This window comes from Marinicella pacifica, from assembly GCF_014636635.1.
Taxonomy (GTDB): Bacteria; Pseudomonadota; Gammaproteobacteria; order Xanthomonadales; family Marinicellaceae; genus Marinicella; species Marinicella pacifica.
Genome location: NZ_BMEO01000002.1, coordinates 250,761 through 269,086, shown reverse-complemented (window position 1 = coordinate 269,086; position 18,326 = coordinate 250,761). Strand labels below are relative to the sequence as shown.

Annotated in this window: 15 protein-coding genes; 1 reads left to right on the top strand and 14 read right to left on the bottom strand. The window is 46.0% G+C overall.

The annotated features are described in order from the left end of the window. Position 1: 1 nt before the first annotated feature. The 3 genes from IEV16_RS03275 to IEV16_RS03265 all read right to left on the bottom strand — a co-directional run bounded on the left by IEV16_RS03275 (position 2) and on the right by IEV16_RS03265 (position 1,621). The gene (locus IEV16_RS03275) at positions 2 to 448 is read right to left on the bottom strand and encodes a potassium channel family protein (protein ID WP_229728227.1); all 447 of its coding nucleotides are present in this window, start codon (positions 446 to 448) and stop codon (positions 2 to 4) included. 9 nt (positions 449 to 457) lie between these two features. Then, the gene (locus tag IEV16_RS03270; protein ID WP_188364242.1) at positions 458 to 898 is read right to left on the bottom strand and encodes an acyl-CoA thioesterase; all 441 of its coding nucleotides are present in this window, start codon (positions 896 to 898) and stop codon (positions 458 to 460) included. Positions 899 to 1,009: 111 nt separating this feature from the next. Further along, entirely contained in the window at positions 1,010 to 1,621 is a 612-nt protein-coding gene (locus tag IEV16_RS03265) for a hypothetical protein (protein WP_188364241.1), read from the bottom strand. A 137-nt stretch (positions 1,622 to 1,758) separates the two neighbouring features. Between IEV16_RS03265 and IEV16_RS03260 the strand changes: the two genes are divergently transcribed. Continuing rightward, entirely contained in the window at positions 1,759 to 2,178 is a 420-nt protein-coding gene (locus IEV16_RS03260; RefSeq protein WP_188364240.1) for a VOC family protein, read from the top strand. On the opposite strand, the gene IEV16_RS03255 is transcribed toward IEV16_RS03260, so the two are convergent. The 11 genes from IEV16_RS03255 to IEV16_RS03205 form a co-directional block, all read right to left on the bottom strand. Next, complete coding sequence (locus IEV16_RS03255; protein WP_188364239.1) at positions 2,179 to 3,861, bottom strand: hypothetical protein; 1,683 nt, start codon at positions 3,859 to 3,861, stop codon at positions 2,179 to 2,181. A gap of 169 nt (positions 3,862 to 4,030) precedes the next feature. Continuing rightward, the gene (locus tag IEV16_RS03250; RefSeq protein WP_188364238.1) at positions 4,031 to 4,408 is read right to left on the bottom strand and encodes a diacylglycerol kinase; all 378 of its coding nucleotides are present in this window, start codon (positions 4,406 to 4,408) and stop codon (positions 4,031 to 4,033) included. Next, entirely contained in the window at positions 4,408 to 5,865 is a 1,458-nt protein-coding gene (gene gcvPB, locus IEV16_RS03245; protein ID WP_188364237.1) for an aminomethyl-transferring glycine dehydrogenase subunit GcvPB, read from the bottom strand. The genes IEV16_RS03250 and gcvPB overlap by 1 nt, the downstream gene beginning before the upstream one ends. Before the next feature lie 2 nt (positions 5,866 to 5,867). Further along, positions 5,868 to 7,943: a TonB-dependent receptor plug domain-containing protein gene (locus IEV16_RS03240; protein ID WP_188364236.1), complete on the bottom strand. Its 2,076-nt coding sequence runs from the start codon at positions 7,941 to 7,943 to the stop codon at positions 5,868 to 5,870. 240 nt (positions 7,944 to 8,183) lie between these two features. After that, positions 8,184 to 10,808 (bottom strand): ATP-binding protein, encoded by a 2,625-nt coding sequence (locus IEV16_RS03235; RefSeq protein ID WP_188364235.1) that lies wholly within the window; start codon positions 10,806 to 10,808, stop codon positions 8,184 to 8,186. A gap of 161 nt (positions 10,809 to 10,969) precedes the next feature. Then, positions 10,970 to 11,569, bottom strand: coding sequence for a class I SAM-dependent methyltransferase (locus tag IEV16_RS03230; protein ID WP_188364234.1), 600 nt, complete (start codon positions 11,567 to 11,569; stop codon positions 10,970 to 10,972). Then, on the bottom strand, positions 11,566 to 13,272 hold the full coding sequence (locus tag IEV16_RS03225) for a proline--tRNA ligase (protein ID WP_188364233.1): 1,707 nt from the start codon (positions 13,270 to 13,272) through the stop codon (positions 11,566 to 11,568). The genes IEV16_RS03230 and IEV16_RS03225 overlap by 4 nt, the downstream gene beginning before the upstream one ends. A gap of 69 nt (positions 13,273 to 13,341) precedes the next feature. After that, entirely contained in the window at positions 13,342 to 15,579 is a 2,238-nt protein-coding gene (locus IEV16_RS03220; RefSeq protein WP_188364232.1) for a sialidase family protein, read from the bottom strand. Positions 15,580 to 15,995: 416 nt separating this feature from the next. Continuing rightward, on the bottom strand, positions 15,996 to 16,634 hold the full coding sequence (locus IEV16_RS03215) for a response regulator (protein WP_188364231.1): 639 nt from the start codon (positions 16,632 to 16,634) through the stop codon (positions 15,996 to 15,998). Further along, a complete protein-coding gene (locus tag IEV16_RS03210; protein WP_188364230.1) occupies positions 16,625 to 17,719 on the bottom strand; it encodes a sensor histidine kinase in 1,095 nt (364 codons plus the stop codon). Before IEV16_RS03210 ends, IEV16_RS03215 begins: the two co-directional genes overlap by 10 nt. A 73-nt stretch (positions 17,720 to 17,792) precedes the next feature. Next, positions 17,793 to 18,326, bottom strand: coding sequence for a DUF4124 domain-containing protein (locus tag IEV16_RS03205; protein ID WP_188364229.1), 534 nt, complete (start codon positions 18,324 to 18,326; stop codon positions 17,793 to 17,795).

Sequence of the window (18,326 nt, the reverse complement as noted above, 5' to 3'; positions counted from 1 at the left end):
GTTAGTCGTGCCAATATTTTTGCATTTTGATAAACAAAAATGAGGCCGACCAGGTAATCAGCACCAAGCCGGTGAGTGACTCGATACCGGTTAAAAAACGCACCAGACCATGGGGTTCAATATCTCCGAATCCCAATGTAGAAAATGTGGTGTAAGAAAAATACACACAGTCCCAGAATGAACCGTCAAATTCACCGGTCATGGTACCAAAGGCAGGGTTTTTTAACTGAAAATAATAGCCCGCCGCAAATACCCAAACCTCAACAGAATGGGCAATCAAGGCACCCACCACACCTTTTAAAACCCGTAAGCGCGGCTTTATCGGTTTATTATCGGGAAAATGACTTAAACGAGACAAAAACTCATAATGAATCATCACCGCCAAAGCCACCAAAAAGATATTGATGAAGGTGGCGGCAATAAACATCGAAGGGTTAATCTCTTCCATGCATTTATTTTAACTTGATTTTTGCAGCCTGTGTATTCGTTTAAGCATGTTTTTATCCGGCTTCACTTTTTGCCCGGATTGATAATCCAACAGCACAATCCGACCACTGCCGTCACTGCACACGGCCTGTTGGGTTTCACTGTAAATGCCGTACTGCATCAGAAAACCAAAGGGGTGGTTTTCAATCACCGAGGCACCCACGCGAATGGTATCGGGATAAGTTAACGGTCGCCTAAAACGACAAGCCGTTTCCGCCAGAATCGGCCCGATTTGATCTTGTTGCATGGTTTTCAATAAATCCAAATGCTCAAAATAGGCCAAGCGTGCGGTTTCGAAGTAACGGAAATACATGGTATTATTGACATGATCAAAGGCGTCCATATCACCCCATTGTACCGGTAAGGTGACCTGCACTGGAAACGCCTGATTAAATTCAGATTCTGTTTTCATAAAATTCACTTATAAAATAATCTAAGAATCTCACGAAAGCACCTATAACTCAAGGGACTGAATTAAAAAAGGCGTCTAAAGACGCCTTAATGACATGATTCATCCATGCGCTTAAAACCTGAACCAGATACCGAAATCACCGTCACCCACGCGCCAACCATTATGATAAGGGTAGTGACTGTAATAGCTGACATAAAAACTCGGCTCATGGTAAACATCACACCAGTAACCCTCATGCCAGTGGCCGTAACCATAACCGACACGTTCATAATAATGCCCTAAGCCACGTACCGGACGATAGCGATAGCGATCATAACGATAGGGTTTGTAATGGTAAAACGTGTGGCCATAATGACGCCATTGCTGGCGGTAGCGATGACTGTCATGCCGCCAATCACCATAACTGTAGCTGCGATGATGTTTGCGGTCATAAGAATGTGAATAATTCGGTTTGGTCACCACATAAGAATCATCAAAATGGCGGTTACCGCGATAATCATGGTTATAACCGGATTGACCATAAGAACGGTGTTTGTTGTGACCATGTTTCTTATAAAGCTTGTTTGAGTTAGGTCGTTGTGCGTGTCTGTTCTGGTCGTGGATACCTTTAACCGCATTGCGCGCATCACGATTGACCGATTGTCGGTTATCATAACGACCGGCAGAAACGCTTAAACTCAAGCCAATCAGTGTTAAAACGCTGATCATAGTTAACTTTTTCATGGTGTACTCCTGAAACGATTACAAACTAATTTATCGGATTGAGATGAATTCTATCTGAACCGTTCAGAATCGGTTTAGCTTGAAATCACCGTTCATCAACCAAACATATCCAGTAACAGACAAAAAGTTGGCACGCTATGAAATACCTACATACCATGGTTCGGGTTTCAGATTTAGAAGAATCCCTGGACTTCTATGTAAAACACCTCGGCCTGGTCGAATCTCACCGCAAAGAGGTGGAAGCCGGTCGCTTTACCCTGGTTTTTTTACACGCGCCCGGTGATGAAGACGCCCAAATTGAACTGACTTATAACTGGGATGGCGGTGATTATGACGAAGGCCGGAATTTTGGACACCTGGCCTATGAAGTGGATGATATTTATGAAATATGCCAGCGCCTGATGGATGCCGGCATCACCATTAACCGGCCGCCACTGGATGGCCACATGGCTTTTGTCAGAAGCCCCGATAATATTTCCATCGAACTGTTACAAAAAGGCGCGCCTTTACCGAAAAAAGAACCCTGGGCCTCCATGCCCAAAGTCGGTCACTGGTGATCAATCTTTGCAGTAAAGTTTAATGTCATTGTTCACCATACGTTGTAATTCGAGGCTAAAGGTTTGCCCGTCAACAGTGATAAAGTTCACCATCAATTGATGACAGCCGCTCATACTTAAGGTCATATCAGCAAACTTCTCAACCTGTGCCGTGGTATCGGGCTGCCACAAACCGGGGCCACTGTATGCCCCTAATTCAATGTCTAAGGTCGGTTGTGGATAGTTAATGTTACTGGTGCCGGCCAGCCACAAAGGCTCGCCATCGCGAAACAAATACAGTGTCACAAATAAATAACGGCTGCCATCATCACGCAAACCTTCAACAACACTCATGCCCTGGCTTTGATAATCAGGATCAAACCAGTTACCGACGCTTAATGAGCCTACATCAGGTATGGTATCAAGTGATTTGATGGATGACTGGCCACTGCGTAAATCTTTAATTATTGCATAGGTTTCGGTCTCGTCCTTATCCGTTATGACACTAATCAGTTCCTTCTGGTTTAAATCTAATCCGGGCAATTCACGGGTGATATCTGTGGTCAGGGTTTTTAAGTTAAGACCATTGGTATGATGATTAATCACCACCGTTTCGCCGCCATCACGCAGATATATTTGCGGCACATCAGTGAAGGGACCACCTAAACCTGATATCTGATTAAGATCTTCATCAAAGTAGCCGGTTGTCCAAGCCGGTGGTGAAGCTGCGGGCCCTGAATGGGTATAGGCAATCAGATAATCATCACTGACAGTAAGACTAACAATTGCGAAGGAATCAAATTCAACCTGCTTCACCACGGTGCTTAAATCCAAAGACAACTTAACAATGTGGTTTTGACGATCTTCATCTTCTGCCATTAAATAAAAATGGTCTTTAAAGCGAGTCAGATAGTTAATTTCACTAAAACCGAGCTGTTCACCCAAAAAATAGTGATCACCTTGTTTCGGTATCACCAAAATATCACCCGATTGAATATAGGTATCAATGTGGAAAAAGCAGGTATCTTCATAAAACCAAACGCGTTCTGGCCATAATTCAAAACCTTGTGGTAATTCGGGGGTGTAGTCAACATTATTACCCGGTCTGATTCGAGTTAGGGTGTGTTCACCGAAGGTCGTTCGACTTGAATAAATAACATCATGAATACTAAAGCCGCAGGCCAATCCGACTGTTGAGTTACCGGAAGTTGATTGATTCAAATGATTGACATACTCAGCAACCCCCTGTTCACCTATAACAATCAAATTACCGCCCAGCGAACCACCTCGGGCAAAAATCAAATCGCCCCGTTTCACCAGTGGTGTCGTATAGAATATATTCGAACTGGCAGTCGTGGTGCCATCGGCCGTGCCGTCTGAACGCCAAACGATATTGGGGTCAAAGCCATCTTTAAAATAGAAATAATCACCAAGAATGTAAAACCTTGGTTTAAAATAATCTTCAAAAACCTGTAATTCCTGATAACTGTTATTGTTTAAATCATAAGCCCACAGTGTATAATCACTGTCCTTTTCAGTAACAAAAATAATTTGATCATTAAATAGCAGGGGTTCTTGGTTAATGATTGTGTGCCCTTGGGGGGCTTCAATCAGGGGATTAAGCGTGAGGGCATTAACAGCGCATACTGAAAAAACTAAAAATGTCAGTAATAAAATCCGATGTTTTAGAGCAATGCGATTCATAAAAATATCCTTGTGGAAAGCCTATTCATATTAGCACAAGTACAAAAACAAAGCATGATCCGGTTCACAAATTAAGTTGCGGGTGAATTAGATTAGGCGACCGCAAGGGTCGCAGCTACATCATGTAAAGACTGTTAAATTCAGGATCAAACGTATCGTTCGCTGATATTCAGACAAAAAACCGGGTATAAATAACCAGCAGCCAAGCCATACCGTATATACATAAGGCCAGGAACACGGCGGCAGAACCCACATCTTTGGCGCGACCGGCCAGGGGATGCTGCTTGGCACCGACCACCAGATCCACCACCGCTTCGATGGCGGAATTAATCAGCTCCACTAACAACACCAATAAGCCCGTGGCTATCAACAAAAATAATTGTCCCGGTGTTTGCGCCAGCCAAACCGCCACCGGCAACAAAACAATAAAAAGCCAGATTTCCAGGCGGAAGCTGGCTTCGACTTTGTAGGCACTTTTAAAGCCCTGAATCGTCCACTGAAAAGCTTTCAATAACTGCTTAGGGCCGCGAAAAGTCGGGTCAGCCATTAGCCGTTCATATCCCAGACCACATTCGGTTCTTTAACGGCTTTGACCTCGTCTAAACGCCGCACCGGGGTGGTGTAGGGGGCTTTTTTCAGGACTTCAATGTCGTCTTCGGCTTGCTGTAAAATTTCAGCCATGGCTTCAACAAACAAATCCAGCGTTTCTTTGGATTCAGTTTCTGTCGGCTCAATCAATAAACATTCCGACACCAGTAAAGGGAAATAGACGGTCGGGGCATGCATGCCTTTATCCAATAAGCCTTTGGCTAAATCTGACGCCAATAAACCCAGTTCTCTGGCCTGGCGTTTTAAGGTAATGATAAATTCATGGCTGGCGCGGCGGTTTTTAAAGGCCAATCTAAAGCCTTTATCCTGCAGACGCTTCATCAGATAGTTGGCATTTAAAGTGGCAAACTCGCTGACCCGTTGCATGCCTTGTTTGCCGAGTAATAAAGCGTACACATAAGCGCGCAGATTAACCCCGGCATTACCGGCAAAGGCCGATAAGCGACCGATGGTTTTGGGGGCTTTTTTCTCGTCGATAAAATGATAGCCTTGATCGTCTTTACCCACAAAAGGCACCGGCATATAAGGCAGTAATCGTTTTCCGACACCGATGGCACCCGAACCGGGTCCACCACCACCGTGGGGTGTGGAGAAGGTTTTATGTAAGTTCATATGAATCACATCAAAACCCATAATGCCGGGGTTGGTTTTGCCTAAAATGGCATTCAGGTTGGCACCGTCGTAATACAATAAACCACCGACGGCATGGACTTTATCGGCAATTTCTTTGATGTGGGTTTCAAACACACCTAAGGTGGATGGATTGGTCAGCATGATGCCTGCCGTTTGCGGGCCTAAAGCGGCTTCTAAAGCCGTCATATCCACATTGCCTTCTTCGTCGGTGCGTATTTCTCTGACTTTATAACCGCACATCATGGCGGTGGCCGGGTTGGTGCCGTGGGCTGCATCGGGAACAATAATTTCTTTACGCGCGGAGTCACCGCGATCATCGTGGTAGGCTTTGATCATGGCCACACCGGCAAATTCTCCCTGAGCGCCGGCCATCGGCGTCAGGGACACGCCGGCCATATTCGTCACGGCTTTTAAAATGTCCTGGAGATGGTACATACACGCCAAAAAGCCCTGAGACAATGAATCGTGTGCCAGCGGATGGCGCGATAAAAACTCTTCTCGCATGGCCAGACTGTTACACACCTTTGGATTGTATTTCATGGTGCAAGAGCCCAAGGGGTAAAAGTTAGTTTCAATGGAAAAGTTTTTTTGACTGAGCTGGGTGTAATGTCTGACCACATCCAGTTCACTGGCCTGCGGCATGCCTAAACGCACATCACGCTGGTAATTTTCGGGAATTAAATGGCTGACATCCAGTTCAGCGAGGGACTGAGCCCAGGCACTGCGTCCGGGTCTGGACTTTTCAAAAATTAATTTTGTCATAATCAAAACTCATAAAAGACAGATAAGTGGTAATTGCGTCCGGCCGCATCCAATCCCGAAGCGTGTTCACGGTACTTTTTATCAAACAGATTTTCAACACCCGCACGTACAGTGGTTTGTGGCCCGGCTTGCCATGTCAGGTGGCTATCATATACCACAAAGCCACCGGTACCCAAAGGATTAATGCGGGCATCGCGCACATCACGGGCACTTAAGCGGTCTTGGTTGTCGGCATAACGCAATTGTTGACGCCAATACAGTATATCAGTGACCGGCCACTGATAACCCAGCACGCCAAAGGTTGGTGGAATGCGATCTGCCGGTTCTTTGTCTTGAGCTTCGGTTTGCTCACCATAGATATAGGTTAAATGAGCATACAAATGACCGCCGCCATCAAAGTACCGATTAAACTGGGTTTCCAGACCCCAGATACGCACTTCGCCGATATTCTGAGATTGTACAATGTCCTGACCTGCTGGCGTGGTTTCTCCGGTTAGGGTGGAAGCAATCACATCATTATAATCGGATATAAACAACACCATTTCCGCTTGCCAGCCGTTGCCGGCGTGTTTATAGCCCACATCCAGGGTGTGCACAGACTCCGGTTTGAGGTTGGTGTTGACCACATTAAAGCGGTTATTGGGGCGATCGCCCACCTGACCTAAATCAAAAATATTCGGTGGCCGAAATCCCCGGCTTAAATTGGCAAACAAACGGTCATGATCGGTTAGCGCATACAACCAGCCAAGCTGCCAGGTAAAATCAGACAGGTTCAGGGTGTCGTTGCTTATTGTGGGATTGTTCAGATCGGTGCGGTAGTCACTATAACGACCACCTGCCGATATCTGATGATCACCAATGGGGTGGTGGTAATCGGCGTAAAGCGCCAGGTGCTGCATCACCGACTGATCAGGGAAACGGGGTTCTTTGTCAGTGGTCACGTTGTTCTGGGTTTTTTGCTTGGCACTGTGGATGGTGTCTTCATAGGCCTCAAAACCATAGACCCATTGACCCGCACCGACCTGCTTATCAAAATCCACCTGAAACCCCCACAACTCACTGGCATTTTGTTCGGTGGTCACACTGTCGCTACCAAAGCCTTGTTTGATGCGGCCATCAACAATTTTTTGCCAGGCCAGGTGCCAGTCGGCTTTATCGTACCAGGCGGTGGCGGCGGAGCTTTGATAATTTAAATGGCCAAAGTAACGTTCATTGGGGCTGAACAGAAACACCTGTGAGTCCGGTTGTGTTTGTCCGAAACCGGCAATCAAATCATCCACCCGGGGAGTTGCCGGCTGGCGTAAATACTGCACATCAAACAAAACCCGATGTTGATCATTCAATTGATAAACCCATTTATTATTGGCTGCCCGTGCGGTATAAGCGGTAAATGGAATGGTTTCGCCGCTGCCGGTTGTGCGTGCACCGGTGTCCTGATAGCTCAAACCTAAAGTGGTGGCAACGGTGTCATTGCCGGCATCGACATTGACATGACTGAGCCACTGGTCATCGGCACTGTTGTAGATAGCGGCCAGCTGACCGCCGGTTTGCCACGCACTGTCCGAAAAATGAGGCGTATGGGTGATGACGTTAACCACACCACCGAGTGCATCACCACCGTATAATACAGAGCCCGGTCCTCGCACCACATCAATCTGATCAATCATAAATGGATCAATCAAAGCAAAATACTGATTAGGTGAATTGCGAAAGAAAGCGGTATTAACCCGCATACCATCAACCAGATGCAGGTTTTGCGAGCCTTTCAGTCCGCGAATAATCGGAATACCCTGACCAGGTGTGGTTTGCTGAATATAGACACCGGTTTCGTTACGCAGCAAATCCGGCAACAGGGCGTTGGGCTTATTTTGAATATCCGCACGGCTTACCACAGTGACCGCACGTTCACTGTCGTTGGTGCTGGTGGCCAAGCGAGAAGCTGTCACCTGAATAGGTGCCAGCGTTGTTGATTGATCAGCGGTTTGATCCTGATCTGTCTCCTCATTCACAGTTACCTGTTGGGCTTCAGTTGAAGCCAAAAACAGCATCAAAATAAGTCCTGACAAAATTCTCAGCATAAAAATGGTTCCACGCAATTAAAACGGCACAATTTACACCTGTATAAACTGTGACTCAAGCAAAAAGACGCGTTAATCGGATGAATTGTGATGTTGAGACCTCTGCATAAGTCGTGAATTAAGTAAAAATGTCTGAAATCCTGAATTTCTTCGTCATAAAACTTAGCAATAGCTATTGCTATTACTTGCGTTTCCTTCCTTGAACTTCAGAATTTCAATCATTTTTTCAATAACTCAGACTTATGCAGAGGTCTCATGTTGTTGGTATTTTTGGATTTCGGTGGTGGTGAGTTGATAGGATTTAACCACTTTTGTTATGCTGTCTTTGACTTCATCACTGTCTTTGGCAATTGCAGCGGCTTCCATTTTTTTGCAAAAATGACTAAATCCAGTGGCACCGATGTTGGCACCGGTTGACTTTAAAGTGTGCGCAATTTGACGGACCTGTTCATAATCCACGTCTTTATAGAGTTGCTTGAGGGTGGACATCATGGCCGGTGTTTCCTGCAAAAATAAATTCAATAAATCATCGGTTTCCTCACCCATAAACTCTTTGATTTCAGCCAGTGCTTTAACATTGAGCCATTTTGAATTAATGTTATTTAATGCTGCATCAGCTTTCACCGGTTGATCGGCTTTCACCGCGTCGCGGCTGGCAAAGGGATCCCATTTTTTTAAGGTTTTTTCAAGCAAATAACGGTTCAGTGGTTTTGACATGTAATCATCCATGCCGGCTTCCAGGCACTTTTCTTTATCGCCCAACATGGCGTTGGCAGTCATGGCAATGATGGGTGTGCGGTGGAGATTGTTTTCTTCTTCGTAACGCCGTATGCGACGGGTGCTGTGGTATCCATCCATCACCGGCATTTGGCAGTCCATCAAAATCAGTCGATAGCGGTTATTTTTGACTTTATCCAGTGCCTGCATCCCGTTTTCCGCCACATCAAAGGGAAAACCAATATAATCAATCAGTTTTTGGGCCACCTTTAAATTCACCTCGTTGTCCTCAACCAGTAGCACTGTTTTGGAAATCTGGTCCAATTTTTGGCGGGTAATTTTGTGTGTTTTGTTGTCTTCGCTGGCCAAAACCGTGTTATTTTGCGCCGGCTTTTGTTCCACTGTTTTGTCTGGATAAAAACGCCGCTCAAATTCCCGGATAATCATTTCGATGTCCTGCTCGGCTTTGATGACCTGAATGTTCTTATACTGTTTGACACCGGCAATGTGTTCAGCTTTGGTTACCGCACAGATCCAGATGTCATTCATATCGCCTTTCTCAACCAAAGTCAGAATTTGGCGGAAGGTTTTGGCGTTGGTGTCAAAATCGATAAATAAAAGCGTGTGTTTTTGTTCCCGAATACCCCGTGATGCCTGAATACGTGACATGGCGTGTTGATAATTCAGTGAACTCTGTACTTTTACCATGGCATGTTCTAAATCGGTCGTCAGGCGTTTAAACAGCAGCGGATTGGTGTTAATCAAAACCGCCTGGTACTGGCTTATTTCGGCATCATCGTGACCTGTATCATTGACTGATTTGGAAAATGGAATTTCAAACCAGAAAGTACTGCCAAGGCCTTTTTTGGATTTAACACCCATTTTGCCTTTCAGCAGATCCACAATTTTTTGGCTGATGGTCAGGCCCAGTCCGGTGCCGCCAAATTTTCGGGTGGACGAATTGTCACCCTGGGTGAATGCATTAAATAATTTTTCCTGCTGATCATCACTGATGCCAATACCTTCGTCTTTGACCACAAACCGCACCAATTCCTTACTGGCAAAATTCTTTACTTTTTTAGCTTCAACCGTAATGGTACCGCGGTCTGAAAATTTTATGGCATTAGAAAGCAAATTGGTCAGCACCTGACGCAGACGTATCGGATCACCTCGTAATAAGGGACTGATTTGGTCATCGATGTTGGTTTCAATCTCTAACCCTTTGCGTTCAGCGGACGCGCTCAAATTATCCAGCACTTCTTCAATCACTTTGCGCACTTTTAAGGCGGTCATTTCGATACTGAGTTTACCGGCTTCTACTTTTGAATAATCCAGTAAATCATCAATGAGTTTTTGCATCTGGGTGGCTGAAGTGTGCGCCGTACTCAGGTAATCTTTCTGAAAATCATTGAGTTCCGTATCCATCACGATATCCAAAAGCGGAACAATGCCATTTAACGGCGTACGGATTTCATGACTCATGGTGGCCAGGAATTCCATTTTGGCCATTTCCGCAGCGGATAATTTAACTTTGAGTTCTTTCACCTCTTCTTTGAGTTGCCGGCTTTGCTTTCTGGCCTCTTCCGCGCGTCGAATTTGTTTGGCGATACTGTCGTCAAGCGGTTCCGATTTCTTCTCTTCGGCCACCACCGCATCATAAATAAATAACGAAGCGGCCACAATTCCGAGTGCGGTCACCGCCAAAGTCAAAGCAAACATAAAGGGTTGGCTGACTTTCATCTCAGGGCCCGGTAGGATGATAAACAAGGCCAGTAAGCTGATGGCCGGCAGCGCCACAATCAAAGCTGTTTCTTTGGGTTCCAGTTTTTTGAAAGTGACTGTGGCCAAAACCCAGATAAGCCATAAACACACCATCAGTGCTTCGTTAACTGTCTGTATAAACCAAAAGCCCAGAGCCAAAAATCCCGCCCCCCCCAGTGGCAACAACCAATCTACCTGATGTGAAATATGGTTGTCATAACGTTCATAAATAAAAGGCAAAGTGAACAAAAACCCGCACAAAGTTAAGACATTGACCATCAGCAGCGCCCATAACCACTGACCACTGGCAAAGAACGCCAGCAGAGTCATCAACAAGCTTGTGATAAACAGACCTAAATCTTTATTTTTGAGCAACATGGCAATCATGGCAGGTGAACGCGAATAATCAGATTAAAGATTGTAGCCAAAAAAACAGGCGGCTGAAAGTATTAATTGTTGGGAAAACATCAACCTAAACGCTGCCCAAATATATAAAAATAAGTTTTAAAGTGTGTTTAAAGGCTCAGGAAAGCAACAAATGGTGTGGTTTATTGGCCATTTAAGTTTTTTCGCCAGGTGTATATTTTCATGGGCGGAAAATTCTTATAAGTGACTTTTTTCTTGCTGGGTTGACCAAAACGGGGGGCCGCCAATCCGCTGACATGATCCCGCAACTGATAGGCCAAAAAAACACCACCGGGTTTTAAGGTGGTGTGAATGGCTTGCATGATATCTTTATCCATGCCTTTGGGTAAAGTGGTAAAGGGAATACCTGAGACGATGACATCCACATTCGGCCAGTTGCGTTTGGCAATAATTTGACTTAAGTTTTGCGCACCCCGGGAATCAATATGCAAGCGTTTATCATCAATGGTTTTTTTCAGATGGGCAATAAATTTTGGATTGATTTCGACGGTAATTAATTCGGCATCCTTATCCATGGCCGCCAGCAGTCCTTTAGTGGTACCACCGGTTCCGGGGCCCAGTTCAACGATTCTTTTTTTGCCGGTCAACTCTGCCGTGGTGGCGATTTCTTCAATCAGCCAGGGGGAAGAAGGTAGCAAATAGCCCACTTGAAGCGGATGTTTGATGGCGTGCTGTAAAAACAGGGCTGAATCTTTCAGGGAGTTTCCGATTTTGCGGCTCATAAGCAGGTTTGCTGGGTCAGGAATTCGAATATTTTAGCACGCTCAATTTTTTGTTTTTCCATTTTTTCCCGATGGCGGTATTCAACAAAACCTTCATCCAGTGAACGGTCACCTATTATCACCTGGTGTGGGATACCCAATAATTCAAAATCAGACAGCATAAACCCAGGACGCACTTTGCGGTCATCCAAAATCACCTCATAACCGGCTTTTGTTAAGCGTTTGTATAATTCATCAGCGGTCTCTTTGACTTGGACCGACTTTTGATAATTCATGGGCAATATCGCCACCTGAAACGGTGCCAAAGCAGCCGGCCAGATAATGCCGTTTTCATCATGACATTGTTCAATGGCTGCTGCCACCAAACGTGACACACCCATGCCGTAACAGCCCATCTGCAAAGCCTGTGAGCGTCCGGTTTCATCCAATACAACCGCATTCATGGCTTTGGAATACTTATCGCCCAGCTTAAAAATATGGCCCACTTCGATGCCACGGGCTTGTTTTAAACGGCCCCGGCCATCGGGGCTGGGGTCGCCGGCCCGGGCTTCACGGATATCTGCCTGCTGTTGAAATTCGGCATCCCGCTGCCAATTAACACCCGTGAGGTGGTGGTCATCACGATTGGCGCCACAAACAAAATCACTCATATTGGCCACGGTTAAATCGACTATCACCGGACAATTAAGGTCTTTAACACCAACCGATCCCACATCGCAACCGGTCAGTTCCCGCACAGCTTTATCATCCAGAAATTGTAAAGGGCTGTCCACTTCCGGTAGGTGAGCGGCTTTCACTTCACTTAATTGATGGTCACCGCGGATAACCAGAGCCACCGGACCGTCGATGCCTTTCACCAATAAGGTCTTCACCATCTGCTCAGCTTGAATGTCCAAAAAATGAGAGACTTCTTCAATGGTTTTCTGGTTTGGTGTCGCCACCACCGATATGACTTCGGACGGCTCGGCACGCTGTGAGATGAGGCTCACGGCGGCACATTTTTCGATATTCGCCGCATAATCACTTTCATCAGAATACATAATGGCATCCTCACCACTGTCGGCAATCACGTGAAATTCCTGAGAGCCTGAACCGCCAATGGCGCCGGAGTCGGCCAATACACACCGAAAGTTAAGACCCATGCGGTCAAGAATGGTTGTGTATGTGGCTTCCATGAGGCGGTAAGTTTCATCCAGAGACTCTTCACTCAAATGAAAAGAGTAGGCATCTTTCATAATGAATTCGCGTGAGCGCATCACCCCGAATCGGGGACGAATTTCATCCCGGAATTTAGTCTGTATTTGATAAAAGTTAATGGGCAATTGTTTATAAGAGCTCACTTCATCGCGCACAAATTCGGTGATGACTTCTTCATGGGTGGGGCCAAAAAAGTAATCCCGGTCAGCGCGATCTGTCATCGCCAGTAATTGCCCGCCGAAATCTTCAATGCGTCCGGTTTCTTCCCATAATTCCTTGGGCTGAACTGCCGGCATCAGCATTTCGAGCGCGCCTGAGGCGTTCATTTCTTCGCGAATGATTGCTTCCATTTTACGCAAAACCCGAAACCCAAGCGGTGACCAGGTGTATAAACCGGCACCGAGTTTGCGAATCATGCCGGCCCGGATCATGAGTTGATGAGATATTATTTCGGCATCCTGTGGGGTTTCCTTGCGGGTCACAAGGTGAAATTGGGTCGTGCGCATAAGCTCAGATTGATTTAAAGGGGAGTATCTTAACTGATTTTAGTATAAATGACGAAAGCAATCTGTGATTCAGCGACCACAATAACTATTGTATGCCAGCACAGTAAGCAATTCTTCAGTGCCATTTTCAGTCGTGGTTAAGACACTGGTTTCATTGATGCGGGATACGGTTTGGGTGCCACCTGAAATTAATTCCGGATCCGGTGCGCCTAAAACAAAAAACCCATTGCCGCCGGCGCTGCGATAACGGATATGTTCTGTGGATTGATCCTTGACAACATCTCCCGACATGGTTTCATAAACCCACCATTGAGGAATCGCCCGCCCTGCCTGATTGAGTACATACTGCGGTATGCCATTGTCATCAAGGTATTTTTCGTAACTGAAATCAGCTTCAAAAGTCTGATTTAACTGTTGCCTGTTAAAAATAACCGAGACCCTGCCTTCAGCCACTTCATCAGGGTTAAACATTGGTAACCCTCTTAAATCACAAGCCGTTTCCCGGGGTTGTTCAGATGTGATTAACTGGTCGAGTACAATCGATTTTTCGGTGTTGTAAAAATCACTGTTTCGATAAAAATCGGGATCTAAATAATCACCATAGCCACCATCGGCAATCATTTCCTGCAAGACACTTTCTGTCATATCAAAAGCATAAATCATTTTATCTGCAACCAATTCACCTTTGTCATCATAAACCCTTTTTTTCGTGGCCTGACCAATTAAAGCCAGGGCCGACTGATGGTTTGTGAGATCACCGGTCGGGTGTAAAACAGGTAGGACAACTTCATCAGCCGTTGCGGCTTGTTTTTGTTCCATCACAAACCAAGTGGGTTGTCCTGCAGGTGTTTCCGTAAAAACGGTTTCATAATGAATAACGTGGCTGTTGGGGTTATCGGGAAAAACCACCAATGTTCGGGAAAAAACACCTTGTCGCGGTACATTTGGGTGGTGCCATAGTGTATCAGTGAACTGACCCGGAAAATAAGGGTTTTCCTCATAAGCCGCCGGTTTGGCATGGAGATAATAGACATCCTGTCCGCCATTGAAGGTTGCGGTGTAGGCTATGTGCGCGCCTTTATTGTCCGAAACCACATCAATATAATCGCCCATTTTGCGTTGTACCGGATAACCCAAGCCATGATAAAAGGGGGCAGATATGGCTTGGTTTTCAGAGAATGTCACCCCGCCGTCATAAGAGTAACTGTAAAATAATTGCGACAATATTTTATCGTACATGATTCGATTGTCTTCTCGTGTATCCAGCCAAATAACATCTATACGTCCGTTGGGCGCGACCCCCATGGTGCCAAACCATTGCCAGTTGGTTATATTCTCGTCCGTATTGATGCGTTTGGGAGATGAAAAATGGACGCCCCCGTCTTGAGACATAATAAACTGGATATCCAATGGATCAGGACCCTGCACGTCAATGGAGCTGAGCACATAAACCCTGCCTCGTGTGTGTCGTTCTGATTTATCAACAGCCACCCACATTTGCCCCAGCAAGCCGACGGGGTTGATGCCACCGACAGCCATTTTTCCACCCATGTCGATCGAAGTTACTTGATTAAAGACAGGAAACAAGGGTGATGTTGGTTGGTTGCTTTTAACGAGATACAAATCATCAAAATCACCATCACCATAGACACCGGCAATATAAATTTCATTATTAGGCCCCATGGCCAATGTGGAATAAACCGGAGACTGGGGTATTTCGACAGGTGTGGTAAAACTGTGTCCGTTATCGACCGAATAATTAAAACTTCTGGGGTAATAATTATTGCCGGCTAAATTCCATGCCGCATAAATATTTCCTCGGGAAGGCTCTTGGCTTGTATCAATAACAAACCAACTTTTGTCTCCGCCCAAAGCATTGGTTTTATCATACCAATGACGACCACCATTGTCAGAACGCCATTGATCCACCTGAAAGGTGTCATTGTCTTGTATTCCCGGGAAGCCGTTGTCGTCAATAACCTGTAAGCTCTGATAAAAAAACGTGCCATCGGCATCTGCCGACAGGACCGGGTCACTTCTGAATATACCCGGTTCAAGCGGACCATTATTGTGCCAGGATTGACCGCCGTCTGTAGAATACGCCACACCGGCTTGTCTGAAATCGCTGTTGATGTTATCAAACTGCCGCCACCCAATGGCAATCTGCATCGGGTTTAAAGGATTGACGGCAAGCGACGGCTCGTTGGCGGCATCATACAGCCGGTTTTCACCTTGCGAGGTGAGGTTGACCTGGTAACTGATATAACCATGATAATTTTCAATACCTTTTTCTGATGTTTTCAACATCGGTGGTAAGTGTGGTCTGGGACGTTCTTTTTTAGCGGCGGTTTGCCACGTTTAGTGTGGTTGTTTTGGGTTAAATTGAGCAGCGGCTTGCAAGCTGACAATCAGCGTCACAATGCTCAGTACGATGTGAATCATGACAACACCTCAAATAAGTAGCCATATAAGGTGTGTTCTTGGGACTTCATTCACTTTTGTTCCCGACAAAAGTGAAAGCGGCCGCGGCGAACACTTCATTTAACTTCGCGCTCTTCGCCTCTGATTGGCCTCCATGGATGGAGGCCTGCCGCGAGAGCTTGGAGCGGAAGCGGCCGCTACGCTCACCAACCGGCTCGGCGGGTCGTGCTGCTCAGCAGCACTCCTATTATACGACAGTTTTTAAGCCACAAGCGTTTAACTGAGTTTGTCACGGACGGTGATCAGCTGTGGGGAGAGATTAACCCCATTTTTGCTGCTTCCAGAGTGGCTTCAGCGCGCGAATTAATGCTGAGTTTACGGTAAATATCTTTCACATAACCGTAACAGGTGCTTTTTTTGATGGTCAGAAAGTCGGCCACTTCAGGCACCGCATAGCCTTTGGCGACCAGCGTCAAGACCTCCTGTTCCCGTGGTGTTAAGTTATTCTGGTCAGGTGTCGGCTGAAAAAACTGGAGCAGTTTATTGGCCACTGACGGTGACACCGGGAAGTGCCCCTGATCGATGCCCACCAGCATTTGAGCCAAATCGTTTTTCGATTGGTCTTTTAAAATATAACCTTTGGCACCCAGACGCAAGGCGCTGAACACATGGCTGTCATCATCAAATAAAGTGGCCATGACCACCAACGATGTCGGATGCTGGTGTAATATCGGCTGAATCAGCGACAGTCCGCTGCCATCTGGCAATCCAATGTCCAGCAACACCAGATCAAAGGTCTCTTGTTGGATGTGTTGTTGTGCCTGTGCCACACTTTCAGCGAGCATCACCAGGCTGTCCGTAAAAGCCAGTTGAGTTGCTTGCTTCAGCCACAATTGTGCTTCAGCCAAATCTTCAACAATCAAGACCTTATTTATGGCCATGGGTAACTCAGGGTTGTGGTCAGGCCGCCATTCGGGTTATTCTTCCATGTGATGCTTGCGCCGATTTCAGCCGCTCTTTTTTGCAAGCCCCTGAATCCCCGTCCGCTTGTTAAATCACCGTCATTTTTGCTTAAACCACAACCGTCATCTATTACATGAACAGACAATTGTTGTTTGTCACTGATGAGCTGAATATGCACTTTGCGGGCCCGTGCATGGCGGATAATGTTATTCAGTAATTCATTCATCATACGTAACAGTGTGCTTGGGTGGGTGTTGTTAAACACATGATTATAATCAATTCTTCGGGTGCATTGGAACCTGATGTCGGCTACATTTAAACGTTCACTGAACAGCCCTGTTATGTCACGGCTCAGCTGATGGGTGTCCATCTTTACGCGGGTGGTCTGTGCCACTGCCTGTCGCAGTTTCTGCATGATGGCCTTGACCTGGTGTTTATGATCACTGTTATCCAGAATATAGATAAGGCGCAACAATTCAGCACCCACATCATCATGAATGTTCTGATAAATCCGGCTGCGTTCAGCCTGCTGAATTTCTGTTACACTTATCGTCTGTGTTGAGCGCTTTTCAGTGCCGGTGGCTTTTAAAAAAACGGTGAACTGTAAGCTAACCATGAGCAGTGCCATCAACGGCTGCCGTTCCGGTGTCGAAACAATTAAATTCAGCGCCGCCAGAAATAACAACGCTAACCAGCTCAAAAACAAACCCGATTTATTCTGAATCAACAGCCACGCGGAACACCCGAAGGCAAGCAAAAGTAAACCGTACCAAATCCAGATTTCCGTGATGATTTCGTCAAGCAGCAAACCCAAAAAAATTAAGCCTAAAATCAATAAAAACGTGTTGACGACACGACTGAATTGGCTCCATACAAGGATGGATAACCCATAAAACATGACCACCTGAAGATTCAGTGAGAGACTGTTTGCCAGCCACAAGATGCCACAAGTCAATAACAATGGAATGATGGTGGCATGTGGTTGGTTAATTTTGAAATTGTAAACAATCAAAAGTACAGTCAACATAAATGACATACCGATAAGAAGCCATTGCGGTGTCATTCTTAATTGTTGTCCTGACCGGGTCGCGGACGCACCACCGGCTGCAGTCGGTTGACACGACTGCGCCGGTTATCTACTTTTTTGAAGCTTGGTGCATATAGACGGTAATTTTGTCTGTTTTACCGACCACCGTATTTTGTCCCCGGGTCACCAGAAAAGCCTGCACCTGATGGGTACCGCGCGGCACCAGCTTAAAAGTGTGGCTGGCTTCATCGCCGGGTGGTGTTTTCTCACTGTTTAAGGCAAATTGAATTTGGTATTTTTGTTTTTGCATTTCGCTCAATGGCGTCACCGCCACGTCCAAATCACCGCCGGTGCCCCACAGATTTTCTTTTGGCTGGGGTTTAATCAGCGAAATATCCGTGTCACTGCCGGCTGCCATGGGTTCTTCATTAGCCGACGATTGTGTATTGGCATCCGGTGAGGGCGGCACCGATTCCACCACCGACAACTCCGGTAAGTCAGCTTCTTTGTAGTTGTCATTCAGTTTTTTTTCACTGTAATGGGTCACGCCATGTTCATCGGTGTATTTATAAATGGTTTTTTCAGCCGCCGCCACTGAGGTCACAGTGAACAGCAGGATATAAATAATGGTTGCGTTTTTCAT

Coding starts and splice junctions, on each gene's coding strand:
- IEV16_RS03235 (WP_188364235.1), bottom strand. CDS start 10,808: ATGATTGCCATGTTGCTCAAAAATAAAGATTTAGGTCTGTTTATCACA.
- IEV16_RS03255 (WP_188364239.1), bottom strand. CDS start 3,861: ATGAATCGCATTGCTCTAAAACATCGGATTTTATTACTGACATTTTTA.
- gcvPB (WP_188364237.1), bottom strand. CDS start 5,865: ATGACAAAATTAATTTTTGAAAAGTCCAGACCCGGACGCAGTGCCTGG.
- IEV16_RS03215 (WP_188364231.1), bottom strand. CDS start 16,634: ATGGCCATAAATAAGGTCTTGATTGTTGAAGATTTGGCTGAAGCACAA.
- IEV16_RS03205 (WP_188364229.1), bottom strand. CDS start 18,326: ATGAAAAACGCAACCATTATTTATATCCTGCTGTTCACTGTGACCTCA.
- IEV16_RS03230 (WP_188364234.1), bottom strand. CDS start 11,569: ATGAGCCGCAAAATCGGAAACTCCCTGAAAGATTCAGCCCTGTTTTTA.
- IEV16_RS03210 (WP_188364230.1), bottom strand. CDS start 17,719: ATGACACCGCAATGGCTTCTTATCGGTATGTCATTTATGTTGACTGTA.
- IEV16_RS03275 (WP_229728227.1), bottom strand. CDS start 448: ATGGAAGAGATTAACCCTTCGATGTTTATTGCCGCCACCTTCATCAAT.
- IEV16_RS03220 (WP_188364232.1), bottom strand. CDS start 15,579: ATGTTGAAAACATCAGAAAAAGGTATTGAAAATTATCATGGTTATATC.
- IEV16_RS03265 (WP_188364241.1), bottom strand. CDS start 1,621: ATGAAAAAGTTAACTATGATCAGCGTTTTAACACTGATTGGCTTGAGT.
- IEV16_RS03260 (WP_188364240.1), top strand. CDS start 1,759: ATGAAATACCTACATACCATGGTTCGGGTTTCAGATTTAGAAGAATCC.
- IEV16_RS03225 (WP_188364233.1), bottom strand. CDS start 13,272: ATGCGCACGACCCAATTTCACCTTGTGACCCGCAAGGAAACCCCACAG.
- IEV16_RS03250 (WP_188364238.1), bottom strand. CDS start 4,408: ATGGCTGACCCGACTTTTCGCGGCCCTAAGCAGTTATTGAAAGCTTTT.
- IEV16_RS03270 (WP_188364242.1), bottom strand. CDS start 898: ATGAAAACAGAATCTGAATTTAATCAGGCGTTTCCAGTGCAGGTCACC.
- IEV16_RS03240 (WP_188364236.1), bottom strand. CDS start 7,943: ATGCTGAGAATTTTGTCAGGACTTATTTTGATGCTGTTTTTGGCTTCA.